Raw genomic sequence first — 24729 nt, forward strand, 5'->3', positions numbered from 1 at the left:
GCATAATTCCAATGACAATACTTATTTATACATCCCAAAATATTCATCTGAAAACTCACCATCAATTGTATACTCAATATCATAGTAATACCATTGAATCTCTGTTTCTGGATGAAGTAATTCAAGGCAAACTCTAAAAAACGGATATATTCTATCGTGGTTATTAATAAATAGCTGTGTGCACTTATAACGTATAATAAAATCTTTTAGTTTCATGTTAGTTGGTAATTTGTCTTCTTCTTCCTTCAGATAATTTGAATCACTATTTAAAATTAGTTTCTCCAGTAATTGGACAGACTTAAATTTTATATCTTCAAAAAGATATGCTTCATTAAAATTTTTCTCAATATCTAATAATTTCATTTTTTAACTCCTTTCTTTCCACTTGTAATGTAATCAACTAGTAAATTACCTTTATCATCTATCCTCACATTTACTCTCACATGATTGGCGGCATTGGCGGCTTTTAACTTATATGTGTATAAGTTACCTCTGTGTCTTACTTGTTCATTTTCTTTTGGAAATAATTCCATCATCATTTGAACTAGGATTAGCTAAACTTTTTTTATCGCTGTCTGGTTCATTCTACACTTGTGGAGGGGAAAGAAAAACCCTGAGAGATTTTCCCCTCAGAGTTATATAGTGTTAGTGTTTTCCTTTTAGCACATCGAATACCTCATCACAATATATCGGCTTGGCTATTATACCGATTGGTAAGTCGAATGTAGAATAAAACTTCTCTTTCTTTTCTTGAAACTTCTTTTTGCTTCTCATCAACTGAAGCTCATTTCCAAAATCCAGTATCTCTTGCAATTTCATATCTAAAACATTCATATCAAGTTTAATTGCTAATTCGTTACATATCTCTAGAGCCTTTTCAAATGTGCCCTCCGGATTACATACAGCAAACCTTACTGAAATTTCATCAACTTCTTCCGCCATTACTCCCAAGCCAATCTGAACTTCAATAATGCTAGTTTCATCACTATATGAGTAGTAGCATTCTGCATCGTCAGTCGCCCACATATCTTTTGGAGTGTAAGGAAGAAAATTTAACATAGAGTCTAGAACATTTTTCACATTAGTGAACAGAACTGACTCCTCACCAAATGTCTCCCAACCTTCATCAGTGAGGCTGGATTTGTTCTTTTTGGGGTAAAGTAAAAAATTATACGATTCTAACCCCATTTTATCTGCCCCCTGCTTCGTAAGTCTGTTTTAACAAATCATCAGGCGTTACTTTCCATGTATGTTTTAACTCTGCTTCTGTAATATATTCGACTGGCACATTTTTAAGCCCTGCATGTTTTGCCGCCGCCGCACGATGATGTCCATCAACGATAATTGTCTTTCCATCAACTACATACGCTTTGATTGGAGGACCGTCCCAACCATTTTGTTGCATTGATTTAGTCAACTTTTTAATTTGATTTTTACTCATTTCATCCCTAGTTTGACGTCCTATCAAATCAAATGGACTTAGTACATCACAACCAGTATTATGAACCCAAATGCCCAAGTCACTTACAAAGTACGTATGGAAGTCTGCAACAGTAAAGTTATACACCTTAACTTTTTCATCATGTTTAACAATGTTAATGCTGTCAATCCTCAAGGTATTTCCATTGCTCTGCTGTAACTTATCCCCAACCTGCAAGTCAGCCACGAGTACCCAACCTTTTCCTTCAACCCAAAACGGATGATTATCGGTAGTCTCAATGACTTGGTCTCCTACTGTAAGTTCATAGATAATTTTCTTATCATTTCGATACAGGTGCGTAACTTCCTTGTATGCCTGCTCACCAGTCTCTTCATTTTTCGAGAGAACCCTATCTCCGACTTCAATGTCTTCGATATTTTTCTCCCCTTCGTCTGTTTGAACCTTTGTGCCTGCTGTAAAGCAATTACATCCAATAAGGTTTTTCACTAACTTCGTCTCAACAGTTTTAACTCCTGCTTTTGCCGCTTTACTAGCTGTAGCTTTTACTACCCCACCAACACCAGTAACGTAAGTAAAAGGATCTTCATACCATTCTGGCTCTCGTGTGTTTCCATTAATTTCTAACCGAATTTCCTCTGGGACTTCATCAACAGAAGCATTCCTATAATAATCCCAATAGACATTACCTTTACCGTCGTGCGTCCTCAAAACACCGTTAGAGTCTTTCCGAATTCCACCGTTACCCCACGGTTCACTGACCGTCCGCCCACTTGGATCAACAAACCGCAACGGATTATTATGTGTATACGTATACCTATTCAAGCTCAACGGATTATCCACTTGCCCCTTATACGTATCCTCCGAAATGAACCTCCCTATCTTAGGATCGTAGTATCGTGCACGCAGGTAGTAAAAACCGCTCTCCTTGTCATACATTTCCCCTGCATACATAAACGGGTTAGAAATCGTTTCCTTGACCTTATCTGGGATCAAGTTACCCCAAATATCATAGTCATACGTATTCAAGACGTTACCGTTCGAATCCTTGATCTTAACAACATCCCCGTGGCTATTGTAATAGTAATTGCCTTCAAGATTCGACGCATAGTCTTTTCGCCAGATCAACTGATTTCCAAACACATTCCGTGCCTTCACTCTACCATCTTGCGTCAGCTCTTCAATCACTTGCCCATTCAGATAGACGTAGTTGGTCGTGTCGGTCACGCTGCCAGTCTGTTGCTTCGACGCCCGCAGTCCACCTGGGTAATACGTGTACGTCGTTGTCCCTTTCTCGTCCTTGTACTCCTGCAAACGATTAAACAAATCGTGCTTCATTTCATAGGAGCCCAAGATATTTGCCGGAGCATTGGCATACACTTGGCGGTTGCCGCGTTTGTCGTACGCGTATTGCTTGACGTTTCCTTCGACCGATTCTTCCTTAATCCGGGAAAGCTTGTCGTACACAAACAACCCATAATTGGTCCCAGCGCGCTTTTGACTGGTGATATTGCCAAACAGATCGTAGCCATTTGTCTCATTCCAGCCGTCTGCGTGATTCAAGGCTGTTTTTTCACCAAACGAGCTGACCGATTGCTGCATGGCTGTCGGTTGTCCCGGATACGATATAGCATTGGTTTCCCCTGTATTGCTGATATCGTACGTGTACGTGGTCGTTCCCACTCCTGGAATCGCCACCGCGTTCAATCTGTTCGCGTTGTCATAGGTGTATTCGACTCTCATCGATGGGGCTGAACCAGATACTGCACCTCTTGCTGGGTAAACAAGAGTATCCACCGTATCATCGCTGTCTGAATAGAGCAGTTGGTAGTCTTTGCCCATCATCGTCTGGCGATTCTTCCGATGGAATCCATCGTAGCCATAGCTGATGGCGTTTCCGGCGTTATTATTTTCGCTCAAAAGCAGACCAGATTGTGGATCATACACGCGCTCTTCATAGAAGGCAGTACCGGAAGAAACTTTCGTCAGTTCATGGAAAGGCGAATAGTCATAGTTGAACATGACTCCGTTTTTATCCTTGTAACTTTTCACAAGGCCGCTTTTATCGTAGGTGTACGTCTCTGCTCTTGTTTCCGGATTCTTCTCCGAGAGCTTCCATGCCAAACTGTTGTAGGTATACTCTGCCGTAGTCGTCCCATTTTCCAAAACACTAGTGAGATTGCCTAGCGTATCGTAGCCATATACGTTTACGTTATTTTCTGGGTCCTGCAAATATACTAGATTGTCGTTATGATCGAAGCGCATACTCCACACTTGGGAAGTCTTGCCGTCAGAGATTTCCTTGTTGGTTACTTTCCCAAATCGATCCGTCTGATAGGTTGTCACTCGATGGTGACTGCCGCTTTGGGTCGTCTCCTCTGTGCTCTCCACTTTTCCATACAAGTCGCGGTAAGTGGTTACGATGAAACCATTTGGAGAGAGCGTTTGTTCCGTCAAACGCGGCAAATATTTCGATCCATCTGAGTAGGCATTGTTTCGATGGTTTTTAATGGTTCCCAGGGAATTCGTAGCTTGGTACAGAAATCCGTCCCAGTCATATAGATACGAGGTGCTTTCCCCCTGCTTCCCGTAAGGAACCGTGCGGCTGATCTCCAATCCATCCGGCGTGAACTCGTTTTCTATCAAAGGACGTTTCGCACCTGTTGTGCCTACCTGCTCTTGATAGGCGGTATCTCCATATGGCGTGTAGTAGGTGATGAGTCTCGATGAATCCGGTGCAATTTTCTCAACGATTCCCGGTCCATCTGTCGTCGCCCCAGAACCTTCACCGTCCCGATAGACATACGTAATGGTTCGTTTTGCACCTTGATTGTGAAAAGTCTCCGATAGAGGTCTTCCTAATTCATCGTATTCATACGTAGCCTTACTTCCATTCGGATAGGTCTGGCTTTTGATTTGACCTTTGTCATCGATGTCGTAGGAAAAATTCAGCACATCCGATTTTCCGCTTTCCAACTCCACTCCAGCGAGTGCAATCTGCGTGGGCTGAACTCCGTATTGATCATAAGCGGTAAAGGTCTGCGTCCGTGTCTTTCCTGCGCCAAAGTTCTCCGTTATCGAATAAAGCTGTTTGTTTGTGTACTCGTAGGTTCGTTCAACCGATTGACTCTTGGGAGTATTGATTAAATTGGCAGGGAACGAGTTGATCTCCGTTTCCTTTCGGAGCAAATATTGATCGTTGTACTCAAAGGTGGTATTCGAATAGTAAGGATCACCAGAAGCTGCTGTTGACTGCGTTCTGGCTGCCTTCAAAACGGAGAAGGTCCGGAACCCCCATGGATTCAGCGCCACCTCATCATATGTCCATGTGCTCATAATCCCGTCTGGCGCAATCTGCTTGATCAGTTGTCCATAATGGTTGTATTCCAGGTACGTCTCTTGTGCGTAATTGTTGATCTTGGCAGCATACTGTGCGCGATTGGAAACATTCGGGTCTTTCAAATAGTGATTGTATACATCCAGATCGCTAACAGCCGATGTCGGTTCGAGGAAAACGTACTGATACGTCGGATTCGTATTTCGACCGGTGTAGGCGTAGCTCGTGTAGGTAGTTGGATTATACTCGACCCGATACTTCGCGCCAGATACATTCGTTCCGCCTTTACTAATACCTGTTGTCTTCTCACTTCTCAGCAAAGGATTTCCGTCTTGATTGACCTTGTACCGTTTATTTTTCGTGTAACGGGATGCCTCTGATTCGGTGACATGAATGGTATCCCCATGTCGATCCGCAAAATTCTTCAGTCTGGGCAGCTGTTCTTTTGGCACCTTCCATATCTCACGGAAATTGCCGTTATCTGTATAGCTTTTTTCCAGCTTATACGTATTCGTACCGCTCGGTGTTTTCTGCGTATAGCTGTACGATACTTTATTGACAGGATGGTAGGATACATAGCTCAAGGCATACTTGTCTTGAAAAATCCGTACGAGTCCGTCATTGAAGGTATTCTGACCTAATTGATAGGGACGGTAATCGTAATTGATTTTCAAGCCTTGCAAAGGATAAAACGCTTCTTGCATGAGCAAGTAATCGATTTCCGCGCGCTTGGCTACATCGGACTCCCAAAACTTCGCTGAATCCTGTAGGGTTTGATCTGTAGGCAGCTTTTCCAGCGTATAGTTTTTGTTTAAATTGAAATAAGCAATGCCCTTCGTTTTTGGATCATGATAGGCATACCGCGCGACTGTATATGCGCTGCTTCCGCTTCCTGCTGTCGGCAGGACTTCTACGCGAACAAGCTGATGGTAACCGCTCAATGCGAACTTTCGTTCAAAATGGTAGCGAATGTGCTTGAGCACAGTAGTCTCGGTCTTGTCTTTATAGACAATCAAATCCTGCGTGGTGTCGTTTTGCTTTCGTTTCAGCACCACATAACGGCCGACACTGTCTTCAATGCTGACCGGCTCTCCGTCGCTATTCAGGTTGTACTTGATCGTGTCCCCATAAATATTGGATTTGACGACCGTTCCCAACGTGACATCAAACTCGTACTTCAAATTACGGTAATGCAGCGTGTACTTCCGATTCACTTCGTCAATCGTGAAGAAGATGTCTTGATACGGATAATTCACAAACTTGTTGAACCGGTATTCTAAAGATGTGCCGTCCTCTAAAGTAATGTAATACCGATTACTCGATGGATCCTTATCTACTTTGGTAGAGTAAATTTGTTGACTTGGATTATTGGGGTCGTCCCTTACCGTTACGGCCTGCTCCCGTGTGACGATATCCAATCTCGGCATATTAAAATCCCAGCCGGTTGCAAATTTCTCATTGGCCTTCAGTGCTTCATTCTTGGAAAAGTCCTCATCCCAGTTTGGCGCACTGATTTTACTGCTCAGGGAGTGGTATCTGCGCTTTATGTCCAGATCCAGTCCATGCTTTCCTGGCAAGTAGAGATCTTGCTCGACCAGGTTCGCAGCACGGTATAGATCATCGACGGATTGCTCTGTTTTTGATCGAGCAAATCGAAACTCCTGATCCTTTTCGGTGTATTTTACCGGAGGAGGCGTAGTGGATTGGACCTCCATCTGCTCGTCCAGTTGCTTGATTTCATTGATTTTAGATAGAACGAGAGGGGTTAACCGCTGTAAAAGATCTTTGCTTTCCTGACTGAGATTCTCGAATTGGGAGATGATCTGCTCAGAGGAAAGGCGTTTGATTTCCTCTTGTTCTTCTGCTGTTAGTAATTGCAGCAGCTCGGAATAGAAATAAGCTGCGAATTTTAACAATGCTCTGTCAAAACTGCGATGAATTTCAATAACAGTGCCAGTCTCTAGCTGCGTCCATGTAAGAGAAGAAATATCCGCTTCCGTGTACTCGGTCGGATTTTTTGCTTCTCCTTTGTCATTGGTGATTGGCTCGCCCATGGATTGTTGAATCTCTTCGATTGCCGTGTCAGGAGTTGCTGCTTTCTCACCTGAGGTTACATGAGAGATGGACACGGGGGAGGATTCATTTGCGAACGTCGTTCCAAGCGGCAGCATCGTCGTACATAATGCAAGGCAAAGCACAACGATCATGAGTGATTTTATGGAAAAATGTTTCATAATGCCTCCGTTAGAGATATTCGTCCCCCCATGATGCGAAGGAGGGACTGCATGAACATGGATTAGGGTACAACCGTAATCGTTATCGTTTTAAACTGTCCGCCGTAAAACACCCTAGCCTCTGTTGTTCCAGGGTTCATCCCATGCACAACGCCTTTCACGATAAATCCAACCCTAGAATCTACCACCGAGTAAATGCCTTGTGCTGTTACATCCAGCGTACTGCCGTCCTCCAATGTTGCTGTGACCTTAATCGGTCGTGTGCTGCCAGCTCGTACCTCCACCTTTTCCATATCCACATGTAATACGGTTCCTTTTGGTGGAAGCGTCACTGCATGCTTGACACTTTTTAAAATGTTTCCATTATCATCATGAATGAACGTTACGGATTCTACGCCATTTTCTTTAATCGCCTTTATCCGATTGTTTTGATCGTAAACGTACTCATAAAGAGTTCCACCAGGGAGGGGAGCAAAAACAGTAAAGGAAACACTCACCGGATAACTTTCGGTATTGGTCAATTTGATCGTGTAGCTGCCCATCCCCAGCTCATAATTGATTTCGGAAGGAGTTGGCGTCTCTTTTGGTGTTACAGCATTTCCATTAGACAGTACCGTGACAACCGGATATTTATGTGTCTGATTTTTCAATTGTGTCACCATGCGATACTTGCCAGGAATGGTCGTATTCATGGCCATCTCTACCGTTTGACCAGGCTGAAGCGTAATTTCCTTTGGTTGGTTAAAGGTAAAGGCCTCTCCTCCCGGCTTTGCCAGAAGCGTAGCGTAGAAGGAATCCTTTGCGACAATCTTTACATAATAGGTTTTTCCTGCAACAAATACGGGGTTGACTCTTCCATTCGCTCCCGCCGCAATCTCCTCATGTGGCTGCAAGCTGGCCGCTTTATAGACGGAGAGCGTTGCATTTGCAGGTGAACCCGCATCGTTATTTAACGTGAATGAATAGCTTCCATTTATTCCTGCAACGATTTTCATGTATTTCGCCTCATTTGCAGGGAAATACATTCGCACTGGGCTATTCTCGACCATTCCGTTAAAATTGCCTTCTGCTGGTTTCGTTTCAACCGTAATCGAACTGCTGTAGCTGCTAATCCCGGCTGAAGTATACGCCCAAAGTCTGATGGTATAAACACGAGCAGGCTGAAGCCCCGTGATCGTATGGTTAGTGACGTCGCCCACTTTTTTGATACCGCCGCCATCGACTTGGACTCCGTAGTCAATGGCACCTACAGATGGGCTCCAATAGATTTTGAGTGAATTCGTTTCAGCCTCCGCGTTCACGATACTTGGAGCATCCGGCTTGTCTTCTACTGTTAAGCTTCCGTAGTAGTAGACTACAGTCGGCTCTGTCACTTGGATACTTTCGTACGTACCTGATCCGATTTCACGCCCCGTCCAGTTCAGCTCCCACTGACCGGCAGTTCCTGTTGTCGTGAATTTTTTGGCAGGATCAGAGAGGTCGACCTTTGCTGCAATCATTTCTCCGGAGGTAAGCTTCGTGTATGTTCCATCCAATGTAAAGGTGTCATCAAGGTCCATGACTCTTTTGGCAACCGGCGTGTAGATCACGATTTTCGGAAGTGCCTCTTCCAGTCGGACGGAATAGTTAACAGCTGGTGTCCAAGCTCCCCGGTTATCCTGCGCCTGCACTGTCCAGTAAATGGTCTGGTGCAGCATATCTTTGGTAAGGGGGAAGGAATATCTGCTAACAACCTGTCTGTTTTGGGAAGCCTCCGGGATCAGCTCTTCCTTTTCACCAAGCTCGTTTCCACCTGGCGTGAAGCCTACCCGTAATTTTGTCGCAACGATTTTGTCCGTGACATCATTTTCATTGAGCGTATAGTTGATGACTCCTGTAAGCCCTCTGTCCAATGTGACAAACTCCGTACTTTGTACGACAGGAGCTTGATTGGCAGCCAGAACACTGAAATTCAACTTCGCAGTTCCACCATAAACATAAACAGGCGTCTTCGGCATAATCGAGCGAATTCGTGCTTCCACTCGGGCATTTTTCTCGATCACACTTGTATCAAACACGTAGGAACGTGCTGTGCCTGTCAATTTTTCGCGGATCGTTGAGGTGACATGCCCACCTTCGCTAATATAAATGAGCAATTCTTGCGATTCGATTTTACTGGAGTGCCCACCGTAGCTTGCATATTCCCAAGTCAGTGAAACCTTTTCTCCTTTTGAAATTTCGGTTCCATCTTTCGGAGATTTCCACTTCGCGACAACCACAATGTCTTCCTTTTCGGCTTGCGCTCTCATGTCCAAGGTGAAGTCTACTTTTTCACTGAGTGATCTTCCGGACTTTTGATCGACTGCCCAGACACGGAGAGAATACAAAACATCCGGTTTCAGGTGATGGGTGGTCAAGTTGAACAAAAATGGTTGGTGCTTTTCCGAAGCCGTAAACCTCGTCAACTCTTGTGGATCTTCATCATCCATCTGGTACCAAATGTTTACCTGATCCCCCACATTCGGGTCCATGGCAAAACCTGAGATCGCAACAACATCTTTGCCATCGACGGTAGAGACTGCTGCTCCCACAGCGGGAGAGGTCAAATAGATTTGAGGAGCCGCATTATCCTTAACGGCATTACTCATGTAGGTAATTTCAGGTGTCCATTTTAGTAAATCGCCGATGCTATTTTCTTTTTGATCCACTTGAAACAAGAGCGCATCTCCTTGCTCTACCTCAAGTTCTTCTTGGATTTCCACACCAATTTCATCGTTGAATTCGATGGCTTGCCAGCCAGTAGCCGGCCAAATTTGATCATCGTTTTTCAGCAATCGGACGTTTACCCCATCGCCCTCATCGACTTGAATTTTGGAAATCCAACCGCTGACCTGGATTTTTCCTGATCGTGGTGCTTCCCATTTGATGACAGGGTTTGAGCTGCCAACTCTTATCCATGTATTCCCGATGGCCGTATCGTGATTACTCTTCCATTCTTCTGTTTGCTTGTTCCACGTCAAATCAGCTTGACGATCCCCTGACACCTCTTGATAGGACCAATTGTCCTTGCCTTGCTGATCTGAAAATTGCAGCCAATAGGTGTACTTGTCATGAATCGGCTTCACAATCGTGATCGCCTTTTCCATACTGGTCTGTTTCCCGTCTTTTTCCGTTACTAGCACAGTCAGCTGATGTTGACCCAAGTCGACATCATTCACTTCTAACAGATACGAAAAACCGGGTTTTACAGGGGGTGCCTCTGGGTACATTCGCAAAATATCCGGGCGTTCCAGTCCATACTTCGCCTCACCCAATGCAACGCCATCCATCAGCACTTCGATTTTTTCCACTTCACCAGGAGTCATGAACCAGCCTGTTATGTTATAGCTTCCACTAATCTGTTCATTCTCTCCTGGAGCATCAATCGCACCTGTCGTTATCAAAGCGCCGCCTTTTACATGAACAGGCACTTGCTGGACGATGCCAGAAAAAGTGACGGACAGAACGGTATTCCCTGACGCTAGGCCCGTTATCACACCAGTTGCGTCTATTTTTGCAATGGCTGGATCTTGAATCGCGTAGGTGACTTCGCCCGTTACGTCCTTCGTACTCTTGTCGCGATAAGACGCAACAACAGTGAGAGAAGCGGTCTTTTCTTTCTCAAGATCCATTTTGGAAAGATTGGTAGTAAGCCCTGTTACCGGGCCAACTGTTACTTCTTTATCGAAAACGAGGCTTTCTACTCCCTTTTTGTTGGTTACTCGTACGGTTATTTTGTGCTCGCCTTCATTGAAGCGCATTGTATCGAGCAGATATTGAAATCCTGCATTTGCATTTTCATAGCGCGGATACAGGGCAAAAATGTCTGGGCGAGGCCCGCCATATACTGCCGTTCCTTGTAGCTGCCCATCCACCAACACTTCTATTTTGGCTACACCGTCCGGATCAAGGAGCCACCCCTGAATCGTTGTGGTTCCTCCAATTTCTGCTTTGTCTATCGGAATGTCGAACTGTCCTTTTGCAACCAGTGGGCCAGATTCTGTTTCCGTCACAACCACTGGAATGGTTAGGGTCTGACCTCCATAGCTGACTACGATCTTGGTCATTCCCACTTCGAGTCCTGTGACGATCCCCAGTGGACTCACGTGGATCACATTGGAATTCTCGTACGAATATACGGCTTGGGTAGTCACATCTCTTGGACTTTGACCGGCTGAAGTTGCGGTAATCTGTAGCTTCTGCATCGATGATTTTGCTAAGCTGATGCCCGATTCCGTATGCTTCAAACTATCCGCCGGAGCTACTTCTCCAACCACGAAGCTTTTCTCTGGCAACGGGTACTGTTTTCCTTCGCTATCCGTCACCACGACAGATACCGTATGAGGGCCAGCTTGCAATTCGGACAGATCCACCGTATAACTGAATCCTGCATGCGTATTCTTATAGTCTGGATGCAGCAAGGCAATGTCAGGACGAGCTATACCCAAATTGGCTTGTCCGACTTCTTTTCCATCAAGGAAGACTTGATAACGCGAAGGCGTAGAAGGATGCAAAAACCAGCCCGCTATCGTATACGTACCATTGATAATCGCGTCATTTGCTGGCGTTTCTATTTCGCCGATTGGGCTTAGCACTTCTGCTATTGTAATGACGACTGGTATCTTGATACTCTGATTTCCGTATTTGATTGTAAGGCTCGTATTGCCTTGCGCCAGAGCCGTAACCACTCCGTCTGGACTCACCTTTGCAACAGTTGGATCTTCTATGGTGTAAAGGGCTAGCTTGGTCACATCCTGCTTGCTCTGATCCTCCAGCTCTGCTTTGACAGTGAGTGGATGTGTCTTTCCTTGAGAAAGCTGCAGCTCGGCGATATCTACGTGCAATCCAATTGCCGGTAGCAATTCGACCACCTGAACGTTTCTTGACCCCAGCATCGTTTGATTACCATCCTTGGCTGTTCCGCGAACAGAAATGGTATGCCTTCCTTTCTGGAAAAGGCCTGTGTCGAGGCTGTAATGAAATCCAACGTTGCTACCCGGTAAAGAAATATCGGTAATCTCGATTTCGGGACGAGGAACTCCATACGTGGCTTCCCCGATTACAACGCCATCCACCAACACCTCAATGCTCGAGACACCGCTTGAAGCGATAAACCAGCCTGTTACAGGGTAGACTCCGCTAATCGTCGCATTGTCGACAGGACTGTCCATTCCCCCTTGGGAAACTCCAGCAGCTGCTTTAACCGAGATCGGTATTGTCAGCACTTGTCCCTGATAGTCGACAATCACCGTGGTCTGTCCGATCCGAACACCAGTGACGATTCCATGCTCGGAAATGCTGGCAACCGTAGGATCCTCAAGGGTGTACTTCGCTTCTCTTGTTACATCTCTCATTTGGTCATTTTGCAAAACAGCCGAAATGATAAGTTGCTGTGTATTCCCTTGTGATAGTTCGACCTTGCTTACATTTGCAGCTATACTCTTGGCTGGTTGTGCACGCTCGATGGACACGGAGCGCTCTGCCAGGACTTGCTCTTTGCCTTCCTGATTCACAGCCATCACCGTAATAGTGTGCTGCCCTTCCGTTATTGGGGCCGTATCCAAAAAATACTGAAAACCAGAAGTAGCATTTTGATAAGCTGGATACGCCTGCGCAATATCAGGTCGCGGTTGCCCGTAAAGAGCTTCCCCGACTAATTTCCCATCTATATGAACCTCTATCTTTGATACACCTGCTAGATCTAAATACCAGCCTTTAATGAGAGAGGCTCCCGTCATTGTGGAATGATCAATTGGACTCTCTACTTCCCAGCGTGGTATAAGCGCGATTTTTTCTTGGATCGTGACAGGAATTGTGATGGTCTGTCCTTCATAGCGAATCGTAACAATCGCTGTTCCCATTCCTGTTCCTTTTACGAAACCAGCTGGAGATACCGTTACGATATTTTCATCCGAAGAAGTGTATGCAGCCAGCATCGTGACATCTTTTAGCGTTTTATCTTCGAGAATCGTAGAGACAACGAGCTGATGCGTATTCCCGGCCGTTAGCTCTAGCTTGGAAACATCAGCATGGAGGCCCTCTACTGGCTGCTTGTTGCCAATATAGAACGTATTTCCTTCGATAACCGTCTGCTCTCCATTCTTGTTTTGAATGGCAAGCGTAATCGTATGCAATCCTACGCTCATTTCTCTTGTATCTAGGTTAAAATGAAAACCTGCGTTTCCATTTTGATACGCTGGATACTTGGCCTCAATATCGGGTCTTGGGTCACCATAGATTGCCTCTCCAACCTTTATGCCATCAACCATGATACTGATTTGAGGCACTCCTGCTGGATCTAGGTACCATCCTTTCATTTCATACGTACCGACAATCAATTCACCATTTTCTGGAGTATCAAGACCGCCACGTGGGGTCAAAGGTACATTTTCACTAACCACTACTGGGATTTCGATCGTCTTGTCTTCAAACTTTACGATCAATCGCGTCTCACCAATGCCAGTCGCAGTCACCAGTCCTGTTGGCTTTACTGTTGCGATTTTTTCATCGTTACTGGCATATTTTGCTTCCTCGGTAATGTCTTTGGTCGTGTCATCTGTCATCTTTGCCTTGATCTTCAATGGATAGCTTTGCCCTACGGAAATAGCCAGTTCGCTACGAGAAGATTCAATCGACTGAATCCCGATAGACTCTGTATTTCCTAGATCCAAAGCTTTTTCCAGGTTCACCAGCCCTTTGCCATAAAAACGCGGCTCCCCTAGAGGTGTTGCACTCTCTACCAAAATATCCCGCACTTCATTGTTGGTTACCTTTCCCTTCTTCGACCAAATGACTGCTGCGGCACCAGCCACATGAGGAGCAGCTAAAGAAGTACCCGAGCGCAATTCATATCCTTTTTGAAGGGAAGTGCTTAAAATATCCACGCCCGGAGCCATCAGGTCCAAACCCGTTCCTACACTGGAGGTATCAGCACGCTGGTTATCCCGATCAACGGAACCTACCGACAAGGTTTCCGGATAATGTGCCGGGAATAATTGAGTATCCTCCCCGAGACCCCGATTTCCTGCTGCTGCAATGACCAGAATTCCATGCTCATTTGCCCTTTTTATTTGGTCATGCAACGCGCGACTGTCCACGGAGCCACCCGCACTGATCGAGATGATATTCATGTCATTCTGGATGGCCCATTCTATTCCCTGAATCATACTTGAATACTTGCCATGACCTTTTTCATCAAGAACTTTGATCGAATAGATTTCCGCTTCTGGCGCGACTCCTACTATTCCAAGATGATTGTCTTTGCCAGAGATCACCCCAGCCACAGCGGTACCATGACCATGGGCATCATCATAATCCGCTTCATCTTCTACATAGGAAATGCCGCCACTCACTTTCAAATCCTCATGACGAGAGATTCCGGTATCTAAAATTCCTATTTTGATATTTTTACCTAAGTAATTTCTACTATGCGCTTGAAGTGCACCTACATGCTCGACTCCCCATGGAATCTCCTGTTTTTCTGTCAGGTCGATCTCTGCTAACTCTATGTCACTATCTTCTTCTATGTACGCGACATTTCGATCTTGAGATAATTCCTCCCTTTCACTTTCAGTTAAGGTAGCGACCATCATGTTGGAACTGAGTTGTTGCACAGACATTCCCTGGATAGCGCTCCTTTTCGTTCGTTTACTGTCCTTGAAACCAATCAAGTATGTTTTGCTTTTTTCCGTTGCACGCACCTGCTCAGGAATCGTTTGCAAAAACAGTAAAGAGAGCAATATAAATACGTTGCAAATACTAATGGAACGGATGAATTTACTGTTCATCTCTAAGACTCCCTTCCCCGTACCGGTTCAAAACCGAAAGAAAATAAGTACAGGTAAAATTATTGAAATATTCCTTAAACACACAATTCGAATTATAATGAATTCCTTATATTGGATCAACAGGAAATAAAGACAAAAAAAGACGTTCTTAGACAAGAACGCCTTCCATCTTTCCTTATTTATCACCTCATCTGCCCCGCAATCGTCAAATGCGCCTCACCTGCTACACGAATAACAGGCTCCTCTCCAGATCGATCAACCGTTACATACAGCTTTCCTGCTCGACCAATCGCATGGCCTTGCCCTACGACAAGCTGTGTCACTTTTCCAGCAGGCAGCAACTCTTCCAATGCCAGATAGCCAGCCAGTGCCCCGTTTGCAGCACCTGTTACGGGATCTTCCGCAATCCCGATCGCAGGCGCAAAATCCCTTGTATACAAGTCATAGCCTTCAGGCGCATCCCACGTAAACAAATGGGTGGTTGTGATGCCGTGTTCCCTGTTCATTTCTGCTAGCGACGAAAACAATGGCTGCGCTGCATCGATTGCCCGACGGGTGCGGACTGGAACGAGTAGATGCCTATTGCCAGTGGAAGCGAGCTTCATCGGATAGCGATCGTCCAGATCAGCCGATGTTATGCCAACCAACCTCGCTACCTCTTCTCTGTCTAAATCAATCTCCTTCACAGAAGGCTTGATTTGGGTCATTTCCACTCGCTGTAACTGACCATCCTCCATCACCAATTGAACAGGAATCAAGCCGACGTTGGTCTCAAACACGATATGGCTACCCTTTTCCAACCATCCGCGCTCTGTTGCCAATAGCCAAGCAGAACTGACTGTCGCATGGCCGCAGAAATCAATCTCAACCGAGGGAGAAAAGTAACGAATACGAAAATCGGCTTCTGGATGGTCGGACGGCATCAAAAAGGCAGACTCAGGAAGATTCAACTCATTGGCAATTTTCTGCATTTGTTGTAAAGTCAAAGTACCTGCTTCCGGGATGACACCTGCGGGATTTCCTGCAAACGGCTCTCTCGTAAAGGCGTCCACATGGTATACACTCACATGATTCATGGTTGTTTCTCTCCTTTTGTTAAACGAATGCTTCTCATGCTTTTCATCTTAAAGTGATGCAACCGCGCTGTAAAATGAAGCTTTCGCATACCAACCATGATAAAAACTTCATGAAAGGAGGAGATCCATGACTTTGTTTCAAATGGAAGTCCTTGTGGCTGTCACGAACGCTGGCAATTTCACACGAGCTGGAGAACAAATCGGATTGAGCCAGTCGGGAGTGAGTCATACCATCGGCGCACTAGAGAAAGAGCTCGGTATTTCCTTGTTCACCCGAAATCGTAGCGGGGTTAAGTTGACCGTAGCTGGCGAAAAAATCGTCGCCTCTGCCCGGACCATATTGGAAAACGTCTCGCTAATCAAACAGGTGGCTGCCGAATCAAGCGAGCATTTGGAGGCAACGCTCCGGATTGCTTCTTTTCCCAGCGTAACCGCCGAGCTTCTGCCAAAATTGCTAAAGGCGATGCAGAGTCACTATCCGCATATACAAACAAAGCTATATGAAGGAAGCTATCAAGAAATAAAAGAGTGGGTTCGCTCAGGGGTTGTCGATGTCGGTTTTCATGTGTGGCCCGATGACGAGCTGGAAGGAATCCTGCTGACGACAGACGCCCTGCATGCTGTCGTTCCAGCTAATCATCCTCTGGCAAAAGAGCGCTCTCTTACCTTGGAGCAATTAGCCCGCGAATCGTTTCTCATGCCCATGGCGGGTTGTCACTTGTTGATTGGCGCGGAGTTTTCCAAGGCTGGGCTTACGCCGAATGTTTCCTATGAAATCGCCGACAATACAACGATACTGGCCATGGTAGAAAGCGGTGTTGGAGTGACAGTCGTTCCGTCACTGACTCTACCAGCACAACTACCCGATGTCGCTGTCAAAGAAATCACACCGCCTCTCTCTCGGCAAATCGGCTTGGCTGTACGCTCACTTCGTGAAGCCCCGCCTGCCGTTCAAGCATTTTTGCGGGAAGCAGAGCGCATTGCACCCACATTATAAAAAGGACGTGCTTCTTCGTTGAAAAAATGGCTCATTCTACTACTTGCTCTCTCCGTGATCAGCAGTGTGATTTTAGGAATTACCATTCAAGCCGGTACGTTGGTGCCATTGATTAACCAGAGCTTTTTAATCGGTCTTTTCCTATTGATCGTTGGGAGTATTGCCGTCGTTACACGTTCTGGATTTTTCACTATTTTTCTGCGTGGATTCAAGCAGTTGAAAGGGATGTTTTTTCGCAAGCCGCGCATGATGGACAGTGACATCGTTCAAGCTAACGACCCTGCTTTCGAGGAAAAGAAGGAGTCGTTCGTGCGAATCGGAACCTCGCTTTTTCTCACATCAGGCACTGGACTGATTGTCTTCTCAATTGTTCTTACCTGTTTCTACTATCTATAATTGCACAAGAAAGGGCTGTCCCACCGATCGGGAACAGCCCTTCTTCTACTCTTACGACTCTATCAAATGACATGCCACCCAATGCCCAGGTTGCGCCTCCTGCCACCTCGGCACTTCTTCCGCACAACGAGGTTGTACGAGTGGGCAGCGTGTACGAAAACCGCAACCACTCGGCTTGTTGGCTGGACTCGGCAAATCTCCCTGCAAAACAATACGCTCTCGCTTCACCGTCGGGTCCGGCACTGGTACAGAAGAGAGCAAAGCCTGCGTATAGGGGTGTAACGGACGAGCGTACAGCTCATAGCTCGATGCAAGCTCGACCATTTTGCCGAGATACATGACGCCAATCCGGTTGGAAATATGTTTGACCATGGACAGATCATGCGCGATGAACAAATAGGTCAATCCGCGATCATGCTGCAAGTCCTCCAATAAATTGACGACTTGCGCTTGAATCGAGACGTCGAGTGCGGAGATCGGCTCATCGGCAATGATAAATTCCGGTTCTACTGCCAACGCCCGCGCGATACCGATCCGTTGGCGCTGTCCCCCACTGAATTCATGCGGAAAACGCTGCGCATGATCCTTATGCAAGCCAACTAGATGGAGTAGTTCCGCCACACGCTCTCGTCTCATCCCGCGATTCAAATGGTGGATGTCCAAGCCCTCTGCAATGATGTCCTCTACGGTCATACGCGGATTCAGACTTGCTTGTGGGTCCTGGAAAATCATCTGGGCATCCCGATTGAACTGCCCCGCTTCTTTTCCCCGAAGCTGATGGACATTCTTCCCTTTGTACAACACTTCGCCATCTGTATGTTCATACAGACGAATAATCGTCCGGCCTAGCGTAGACTTCCCGCAGCCACTTTCGCCGACCAGACCAAACGTCTCCCCTTTGTTGATCGTAAACGAAACACCATCGACTGCTTTCAAATCAAATCCCGTTCCAACTGAAAAATACTTCTTCAAATCGCGAACATCAAGCAAAGCTTCTGTCATACTCCCTGCCTCCCTGCTGCCACCAGCTCCTCTATTCGCGGTGCCCGTGGATCGTGGAGCCAGCAAGCTGCCTGATGTCCACGCCCGAATTCGCTCGTCACGGGCATCTGCTGTTCGCATATCTCCATCGCAAAATCACAGCGGGCAGCAAACGGACAGCCGACTGGCGGATTGAACAAATCTGGAGGGCTGCCTTCGATGGGAATCAGCCGTTGCTTTTCACCCTCATCCAGACGAGGGAGGGAGCGCATCAGTCCCCATGTATACGGGTGACGAGGATTCGCAAAAACGTCCTCAACCGTGCCTGTCTCAACTACCATCCCCGCATACATGACAACCATACGATGAGCGATCTCAGCCACTACCCCCAAATCATGCGTAATAATCACGACCGATAACTCCTGTTCCTCTTGCAGTCGCCTGAGCAAATCCAAAATTTGCGCCTGAATCGTCACATCCAGTGCTGTCGTCGGCTCATCAGCAATCACCAGCTTGGGTTGGCAAGCAAGAGCAATCGCAATGACCACACGCTGACGCATCCCTCCGCTGAATTGGTGTGGGTACTGATCGATTCGCTTTTCCGGATCGGGAATTCCTACGAGTGAAAGCATCTCTATCGCTCTCTTTCGCGCTTCCTCTTTTGATACTTGGTGACTGCGAACGAACCCCTCTACGATTTGTGTCCCTACCTTCATCGTCGGATTGAGCGCTGTCATCGGGTCTTGAAAAACCATGCCGATCTGCGTTCCGCGAATACCCAGCAGCTCTTTTTTGGGCAGGTGACTGATTTGGGCTCCTTCAAATACAACCTTTCCCCCGACAATTTTTCCAGGTGGATTGGGGATCAATCCCATAATCGCTTGAGCCGTAACACTCTTGCCACATCCACTCTCTCCTACGATGGCAACCGTCTCCCCCTTATCCACGTAAAAGGAAACGCCCCGTACGGCTTGAACCTCGCCACCATACGTCTTGAAATTCACCCGCAAGTTATCGATTGTCAGCAAATGCTGATTCATCCTCATTCCCCCTGTCGTCTCTAATCGCGTAGACGCGGATCAAGCGCATCCTGCAAACCGTCGCCGAATACGTTGAAGGCGAACATCGTCAGCGAGATCATCCATGCTGGGAAAAACAGTCGCCACCAATCGCCCGTCAAAATAACGCCCAAGCCATCGTTTGTCATCGTCCCCCAACTGGCGACGGGAGCTTGTACACCAAGTCCAAGAAAGCTAAGAAAAGATTCCGCAAAAATCGCGGATGGAATCGTAAAGGTCAAATTGACGATAATGACGCCAAATGTGTTGGGAATCAGATGCTTTAGCAAAATTCGTGAAAACTTTGCTCCCAGTACTTGGGCAGCCAGAATGAACTCTTGATTTTTCAATTGCAGGATTTGTCCGCGCACCAACCGCGCCATGCCGACCCAACCAGTAGCAGACAGAGCAATAATAATCGTCAACATTCCTGGCTCCATCACGACCATGAGCAAAATGACGACTAGCAAATACGGCAACCCATACAAAACCTCGATAATACGCATAATGATCGTATCGATGCGATCCCCTCGTTTGCCTCGTCCTGCCATATAGCCTGCAATTCCCCCGACTGTCACTCCGATGACCAGGTCGATGAATGCCGCGACAATGCCAATCGTCAAAGAAATCCTCGCCCCATACCACGTACGGGCAAACATGTCTCGTCCCAGCTCATCCGTACCGAACCAATGCTCTGCGGAGATTTCCTGATTTTTGGTCAGCAAGCTCTGATCTGAATAACTATACGGCACGAGGTTCGGTCCAATGATCGCCATGCCAACCAAAGCGAGAATAATGAAAAGGCCGAGCATAGCCAGCTTGTTTTTCAGCAGCTTCCGAATGACCTGCTGCCCATTGCTGAGACTCGGTCGTGCAATGACATTCGCCTGCGTATTTTTCGCCATCGGGCGAAATAACGGGTCCACTTTGTGCTCCATCGCCACAGTTTATCTCTCCTTGTTGGTCAGCTTGATCCGCGGGTCAATCAGGGTGTATGAGATATCAATCAGGAAAATGGTAAAAATCAGAATCGCACTGTAAAAAATAGTCGTACCCAAAATGACCGGATAGTCACGGTTGAAAATGCCGTCTACGAAATACTTGCCAATGCCTGGAATTGCAAAGATTTTCTCCACGACAAAGGTACCCGTTATCAAACTGGCAATCAAAGGTCCGAGAAAGGTGACCACAGGCAGTATCGCATTGCGAATTCCATGTCTGACGACGATGATAAAAATGGGAATCCCCTTTGCCTCTGCTGTTCGAATGTAGTTCTGGTTCATGACTTCAATCATGCTGGCACGCATGTAGCGGGTAATGACCGCAACTGGACCAAAGGCGAGCGCCAGTGACGGAAGTATCGTATGCATCCAGGTACCCCATGTCGCAACGGGAAAGAGCGGCAGCTTGATCGCGAAAAAATTGATCAAAAGCGGTGCCATAATGAAGCTCGGGATCGCTACCCCCAATACGGCAAGCGCCATGGCAACGTAGTCAAGCCATTTGTTGCGATTGAGCGCTGCGATGATACCCAATGATATTCCGAAAAGGAGTGCGATCCCGATCGCTTGCACACCCAACCACGCAGATGCAGCAAAGCCGTCGGAAATCATGTCATTGACTCCACGAGAGTCTGATTTGATGGATGGGCCCAAGTCGAGCATTAACAGATTTTTCAGATATAAAACATATTGAACAGGTAACGGCTCGTCCAAGTTGTATTTGGCGCGTAAATTATTGAGAATTTGCTCTGGCAGCTGATCCGACTCGGAGGCAAACGGATTCCCCGGAATGGCATGCATCAAGGCAAACGTCAGCGTCACGATAATCCAGAGGGTGACGAACATCATCAAAATACGTTTTACCAGATAGTTTGACATAGAAGTCCTCCTCGTTTACTTAGCCAGCTCGTAAATGGCATGCGCGTATATCGCCATGGCACGCAGCAGGTCGTCAATCTCGGCGTATTCATCAGTCAGATGGGCCATGGATTCCTTGCCTGGAAAGAGCGGCCCGAAAGCAACACCATACGGCATGATTTTGGCATAGGTAGCTCCTCCTGAGGAAAGAAGGGTAGCTGGTTCTCCCGTGTGCTCCTCGTACACCTGCGACAAGGTTTGGATCACAGGATGATCTTTGGGTACATAATGCGACTTGGATGTCCGCAAAGCAGAAATCGTCCAGCCCAGCTCTACCGTCCTTTGCTTCAATTTCTCGACGTACTCCTCACAGGAGACAGTCGCCGGATAGCGTATATTGAGCCGAACTGTCCCCCCTTCGCTGGAATCGTAACGCAAAATCCCCGCGTTGACCGTCAGCTTGCCTGACACTTCATCCTCGCAAGCCATATGTAGATGGTGAGCAAAATAATCTTCATGCAGGACATCAGCCAACATCGTAAGAAAGGACAAACAGGAGCCACCAAACGGGTACGAGCGCAAAAAAGTAGCCAACACGGTTCCCGCATTCACGCCCTGGAATGGCGCCATCCCATGAGCTGGCTTTCCTGCGAGCGTGAATTGCAACTGTCCCAGCCCTACCAGTTCCATACGACCAGTTGTGTGGTTTTCATTCAGAAATATTTCCCACTCTTCCGCCAATCGAGAAAGGACGACCTCCTGCCGTGCCTGAGAGTCCAGTCGTACAAGAGCGACTGCTTTTTCAGGAACACTGTTGCCTTGATCACCGGAGACAAATGACGCTAACTGCCATGCTCCATTTCGCTCGATTGCTTCCATCACTGGAATCGTCAATGTCGGGTTGATCTGTCCCTTCTCTGCATGTGTCATCGGGAAGGAGGAATCTGGTGAAAAGCCAATCAGCGGGATACGATCATGCCGGGCAAAATGCTTCATGCACAACCAGCCGCTCTCTTCATCTGTTCCGATGATCATTCGCACACGTTTGGTCAGTAGCAAACCTGAATCCTTGACCAGCTTCAACGCATAGTAAGCAGCCATCGCTGGGCCTTTGTCGTCAATCGCTCCCCGCGCATAGATGCGACCGTCGCGAATGCTCGGTTCAAATGGTGGGGTCGTCCAACCTTCTCCCACAGTGACGACGTCGATATGAACGAGCACACCGATCTCTTCTTCCCCGTCACCGAACTCGATTGTCCCTGCGTAACCATCCAGGTTTTTGGTCTGGAAGCCATCCAGCTCACCGCGTGCGAGCATTGCTTCAAGCGCCGCTGCAACACCTTCGCCAAATGGCTTTCCTTCTTTTGCCGTCGTCATGTCTTCGATGCTGTTAATGGAAAGAAAGGATTTCAAATCATCCAGGTACTGCTCTTTTTGCAGAAGCGCTAGCTGCCTCCAGTAATCGCTCATATGCGTTCCCCTGCTTTCATCCGATGTAGATAGGCAAGAAACGATTCACCTTTCGAGGAAATCTGACTCCCTTGTCTTCCTTTTCCCACTTGAATCAGCTCATCCTGCTGCAAAAGCTTCAGGCGATAGCGCAGCTGTTGCAACGTAACCGAGTGACCTCTTTCTTGCAACTGCGCAAGTAGCGTATAGCGTCCACCGCTTCCTTGCCCCAGCTCCTGCAAAATAGCGATGATTTCATCCAGAAATCCTCGTTTTTTATATTCAGTGACGATGCTTTCACATTCGTTGTTTAGACCATCTACAGGCAACGGTGCTTCCGGTATTTCCCGCAGAAACGGCAAATGATACGGATACGCTTCATCCTCTACGACGTGTGCTAAATACTCGATCACATTTTCGAGCTCGCGAATATTTCCAGGCCAATCGTACTCATGGAGCGCCCGCATGGCTTCATTGGTCAACGTAAACGGTGGGCGGCGCAAATCATAGGAGTATTTCTTCATAAATTGATGGGCCAACCACGGGATATCCTCCCGTCTGTTCCGCAGCGGCGGCAAATGAATCGGCAAGATATTCAGGCGATAATACAAATCAGCACGGAAGGCACCTTCCGTAATCATCCGCTGCAAATCTTGATTCGTTGCTGCGATGACGCGAATATCTGTCGGGATGATCTTGCTGCCGCCTACACGCATAATCTGGCGTTCTTGTAATACACGCAGCAATCGATTTTGAATAGCCGCGCTGGCATCTCCGATCTCATCAAGAAATATGGTTCCTTTGTGGGCTAATTCAAACCAGCCGATATGTCCACCTTTACGCGCTCCGGTAAAAGCTCCTTCTTCATAGCCGAACAGCTCGCTTTCCAAAAGAGATTCCGATATGGCAGCAAAGTTGACCCCAACAAATGGCTCTCTTCGACGTGGCGAAGCATTGTGGATAGCCTGGGCGAGCAATTCCTTCCCTGTCCCTGTTTCTCCCAGCAGCAGCACAGTGGAGTTGCTTCTTGCGATTTTGCGAGCAATCTGAATAACTTTTTGTACAGGCGCACTCTCCCCATAGAAATCATCAAATTGGTATTTGGCTACCAATCCTTTGCTGTAAAGGCGCATGCGATAATCATGCTCCAGCTTTTCAATTTCTGCGGCCTGGCGAAACAAGAGCAGACTCCCGAGAAAGCTTCCTTCCATGACGATGTGCATTTTGCGGAAAAAGTAGGTTTTGTTCGCCCAATCTACCAAAACATCCTTGTTCTCTTCACACTGCCGGATCAACTGATAAAAATTCGCAGGCAAGCAATTGGACGCCCGCTCACCGACGACTTCATTCCCTTCCATCTGTAACGTATCGATTGCTTTCTGATTGACAAAACGGATGTTTTCTTTTTCATCCATAGCAATCACTGCGTCCTCGATCCGATTGACGATGGCCTCCAAATATTTGCTCAACAGATGCGCATGCTGAATCTCGTTGTTCAGCTCTTTGGTGATATCGACCAACGATTGCATGGCTCGTGCGGTCACCTTTTGAAAATTGCCGTATTTAAAATGAGAGTAGATGGCAAGCCACGTAGATAAATCGATGATCCGATACCCGATATCGACAACTTTACGAATATGCGGAGGGACATGCTCTGCCTCTCCTGGCGTTACCGCAATCTCGATGTCAGATGGATAGTCAGAACCTGGATAGTAGGGATACAGTTCAAAATCCATCCCAGAGGCACGCAGCAATTCCACATTTTCTTCAGCAGTCTCCTTGGTGTCACTGACGAGAAGTACTTTCACGCCTTTCGGAATCTCCAGCATGCCGCGCAAATTATGGTACGGCAGCATTCGCTTGGCAATGATGATGCTGGATTCTTTCGGCACATACGGTTGTACAAGTGGGACGATGCTTTTGGTAGATACAATGACGAGGGCACCAGGCGTGATCGGGCGTAGCGGAAGCTGGTCGACTCGCATCGCCTCGACATGGATATCATCGCCGATTCCCAATTCATGATACTGACTAACGACGGACTGTAGAAACTCATCCATTCTCGCAATAAATATGATCGATTTTTTGTCCATATCAGC

13 protein-coding genes are annotated in these 24729 nt (G+C 46.9%); 2 read left to right on the forward strand and 11 right to left on the reverse strand.

Annotation, left to right across the window (positions count from 1 at the left end):
* Nucleotides 1-21 precede the first annotated feature (21 nt).
* From ACFVS2_RS11065 to ACFVS2_RS11085, 5 genes are all read right to left on the reverse strand, one after another.
* Nucleotides 22-363, reverse strand: a complete 342-nt coding sequence (locus ACFVS2_RS11065; protein WP_390233727.1) for a hypothetical protein — start codon at nucleotides 361-363, stop codon at nucleotides 22-24.
* A 282-nt stretch (nucleotides 364-645) separates the two neighbouring features.
* Nucleotides 646-1188 carry a hypothetical protein gene (locus ACFVS2_RS11070; RefSeq protein WP_144616818.1) on the reverse strand — a complete coding sequence of 181 codons (543 nt, stop codon included), beginning with the start codon at nucleotides 1186-1188 and terminating at the stop codon, nucleotides 646-648.
* Nucleotide 1189: 1 nt separating this feature from the next.
* Nucleotides 1190-7009 (reverse strand): polymorphic toxin-type HINT domain-containing protein, encoded by a 5820-nt coding sequence (locus tag ACFVS2_RS11075; protein ID WP_390233729.1) that lies wholly within the window; start codon nucleotides 7007-7009, stop codon nucleotides 1190-1192.
* Nucleotides 7010-7071: 62 nt separating this feature from the next.
* Entirely contained in the window at nucleotides 7072-14814 is a 7743-nt protein-coding gene (locus ACFVS2_RS11080; protein WP_390233731.1) for a S8 family serine peptidase, read from the reverse strand.
* A 182-nt stretch (nucleotides 14815-14996) separates the two neighbouring features.
* Nucleotides 14997-15890, reverse strand: coding sequence for a PhzF family phenazine biosynthesis protein (locus tag ACFVS2_RS11085; protein ID WP_390233733.1), 894 nt, complete (start codon nucleotides 15888-15890; stop codon nucleotides 14997-14999).
* A 127-nt stretch (nucleotides 15891-16017) separates the two neighbouring features.
* Between ACFVS2_RS11085 and ACFVS2_RS11090 the strand changes: the two genes are divergently transcribed.
* Entirely contained in the window at nucleotides 16018-16887 is an 870-nt protein-coding gene (locus tag ACFVS2_RS11090; protein ID WP_390233735.1) for a LysR family transcriptional regulator, read from the forward strand.
* An 18-nt stretch (nucleotides 16888-16905) separates the two neighbouring features.
* Nucleotides 16906-17283, forward strand: coding sequence for a DUF3899 domain-containing protein (locus ACFVS2_RS11095; protein ID WP_056497658.1), 378 nt, complete (start codon nucleotides 16906-16908; stop codon nucleotides 17281-17283).
* A gap of 51 nt (nucleotides 17284-17334) precedes the next feature.
* Here the strand turns inward: ACFVS2_RS11095 and ACFVS2_RS11100 are convergent, their stop codons facing one another.
* Genes ACFVS2_RS11100 through ACFVS2_RS11125 form a run of 6 tightly spaced genes read right to left on the reverse strand, consistent with a single transcriptional unit; the run spans nucleotide 17335 to nucleotide 24723 of the window.
* Complete coding sequence (locus ACFVS2_RS11100; protein WP_390233738.1) at nucleotides 17335-18285, reverse strand: ABC transporter ATP-binding protein; 951 nt, start codon at nucleotides 18283-18285, stop codon at nucleotides 17335-17337.
* Nucleotides 18282-19304 carry an ABC transporter ATP-binding protein gene (locus ACFVS2_RS11105; protein WP_173618990.1) on the reverse strand — a complete coding sequence of 341 codons (1023 nt, stop codon included), beginning with the start codon at nucleotides 19302-19304 and terminating at the stop codon, nucleotides 18282-18284. Before ACFVS2_RS11105 ends, ACFVS2_RS11100 begins: the two co-directional genes overlap by 4 nt.
* A gap of 20 nt (nucleotides 19305-19324) precedes the next feature.
* Entirely contained in the window at nucleotides 19325-20260 is a 936-nt protein-coding gene (locus ACFVS2_RS11110) for an ABC transporter permease (RefSeq protein ID WP_390234517.1), read from the reverse strand.
* 9 nt (nucleotides 20261-20269) lie between these two features.
* A complete protein-coding gene (locus tag ACFVS2_RS11115) occupies nucleotides 20270-21202 on the reverse strand; it encodes an ABC transporter permease (RefSeq protein ID WP_390233742.1) in 933 nt (310 codons plus the stop codon).
* A gap of 15 nt (nucleotides 21203-21217) precedes the next feature.
* A complete protein-coding gene (pepV, locus tag ACFVS2_RS11120; RefSeq protein WP_390233745.1) occupies nucleotides 21218-22651 on the reverse strand; it encodes a dipeptidase PepV in 1434 nt (477 codons plus the stop codon).
* The gene (locus ACFVS2_RS11125) at nucleotides 22648-24723 is read right to left on the reverse strand and encodes a sigma-54 interaction domain-containing protein (protein WP_390233748.1); all 2076 of its coding nucleotides are present in this window, start codon (nucleotides 24721-24723) and stop codon (nucleotides 22648-22650) included. Before ACFVS2_RS11125 ends, pepV begins: the two co-directional genes overlap by 4 nt.
* Nucleotides 24724-24729: the final 6 nt, after the last annotated feature.

It is taken from the genome of Brevibacillus sp. NPDC058079, assembly GCF_042885155.1.
Taxonomy (GTDB): Bacteria; Bacillota; Bacilli; order Brevibacillales; family Brevibacillaceae; genus Brevibacillus.